Origin of the sequence: Longimicrobium sp. (genome assembly GCF_036388275.1) — a bacterium.
Classification (GTDB): Bacteria; Gemmatimonadota; Gemmatimonadetes; order Longimicrobiales; family Longimicrobiaceae; genus Longimicrobium.
The window spans coordinates 1-2,036 of record NZ_DASVSF010000062.1; the positions used below are offsets into that span (position 1 = coordinate 1).

The 2,036-nt window shown below is 71.0% G+C and carries 1 protein-coding gene; it reads right to left on the minus strand.

Translation table 11 applies throughout. The features are described 5' to 3' along the window. Positions 1-2,036 (minus strand): AMP-binding protein (locus tag VF632_RS14205; RefSeq protein ID WP_331023570.1); only part of this gene is annotated, 2,036 nt, incomplete at both ends.

Sequence of the window (2,036 nt, forward strand, 5' to 3'; positions counted from 1 at the left end):
CGAGGGCTGCACCTCGCGGATCATCCGCACCAGGCGTGTCGCCATCCCCTCGACGGTGCGCAGCGGCGGCTCCGATGGCGACGGCGCCGGCAGCGCGTACACCGGGATGTCGCCGTCCAGGTGAGGATGGAGCACCTGTGCATACGCGGTGGACCCCGCTCCCTCGTGCACCAGGAAGAGCGGGGGCCGGGACCCGGACGGGCGGATGGCGATCGCCCGGTCGCTCTCGACCTGGAGTTCCGCACCGGAAACACGCGCGGCCAGCGATTCCACCGTTGGATGCGAGAACAGGTGCGCCAGCGGAGCCTCCACCCCCAGCACCTGCCGCATCCGCGAGATCACCCGCACGGCCAGCAGCGAGTGCCCGCCCAATTCGAAGAAGTTGTCGTGGCGGCCCACCCGCTCCACCCCCAGCACCTCGGCCCAGATCCCGGCCAGCGCCTCCTCCGTCTCGCCCACCGGCGCCGCGTACTCGCCGGCCGAATACGCATTCCCTTCCGGCGCGGGGAGCGCCCTGCGGTCCACCTTTCCGTTCGGGGTGAGCGGGTACGCCTCCATCCACACGTATGCCGCCGGCACCATGTACTCCGGCAGGCGCTCGGCGAGATGTGCCCGCAGCGCATCCACCGCCACCGGCTCATCCCCCAGGTGGTACGCCACCAGCCGCTGGTCGCCGGGTGCGTCCTCGCGAACGAGAACCACCGGGGCGCGCACACCCGGGTGCTCCGCGAGCCGCGCCTCGATCTCGCCCAGCTCGATCCGGTAGCCGCGCACCTTCACCTGGAAGTCGATCCGGCCCAGGTACTCCAGAACAGCAGTGCGTGAGTGCGTCAGTGCGTCAGTGCGGGACTCAGCGGGCACTTCTACTCCCGCACTTTCCCGCCAGCGCACGCGGTCCATCACCCGGTACATCCGCGCTCCCGGCGCGCCGAACGGGCAGGGGACGAAGCGCTCCGCCGTCATCGCCGGGCGATTCGCGTAGCCGCGCGACAGGCCGTCGCCCGCGAGGTAGAGCTCGCCCACGGCACCGACGGGCACCGGCTGAAGGTGCGCATCCAGCACGTACGCCTGCGTGTTCGCCACCGGCGTGCCCACCAGCACCTGCTCCGCGCCGCGTGGAACGACGTAGTACGTGGAGTAGGTAGTGTCTTCCGTCGGCCCGTACAGGTTGCCGACCTTCTGCACCGTGCCCAGCGCGTACAGCCCCTGCACCAGCGCGCCCGGCAGCGCCTCGCCGGCGAAGTTCAGCGTCTTCACGCACGCCGGGATGCCGCCGCCGGGCAGCAGCTCCGCCGCCGCGCTGGGGACCATGCTGGCGTAGACGACCTCTTCACCGAGCGTCGCCAGCTCCAGCGCGTTCTCGGCGATCACCAGCGTCCCGCCCCAGGCGAGGGTGCCGAAGATCTCGGCGACGCTCACGTCGAAGTTGATCGACGTGGAGAAGAGGACGGACCGGCGCTCCTCGTCGGTGACGATCTCCCGCAGCCAGTACAGCAGGGCGACGGTCGAGGAGTGGCGGATCATCACCCCCTTCGGCCGCCCCGTCGACCCGGAGGTGAAGATGACGTGCGACAGGTTCTCCGGGAGCACGCCGCTCTCCGGCGCCGCCTCCGGCTCGCCCGCCAGGTTCAGCGTCTTCAGGCACGCCGGGATGCCGCCGCTGCGCAGCAGCTCCGCCGCCGCGCTGGGGACCATGCTGGCGTAGACGACGTCCTCGCCGGCACTGGGGAGGTCCAGCGCGTTCTCCACGAGCACCAGCTGCCCGCCCCACGCCAGCGTCCCGAACACCTCCGCGATGCTGACGTCGAAGTTGATCGACGTGGAGAAGAGCACGGCCGAGCGCTCCTCGTCCGTCACGTTCTCCCGCAGCCAGTGCAGCAGGACGACCGTCGAGGAGTGGCGGATCATCACCCCCTTGGGCCGGCCCGTGGACCCGGAGGTGAAGATGACGTGCGACAGGTTCTCGGGGCCGGCGCCGCTCTCCGGCGCCTCGGCCGATTCCGCCGCGATCACGTCGCGCTCCACGTCGAGGAGGA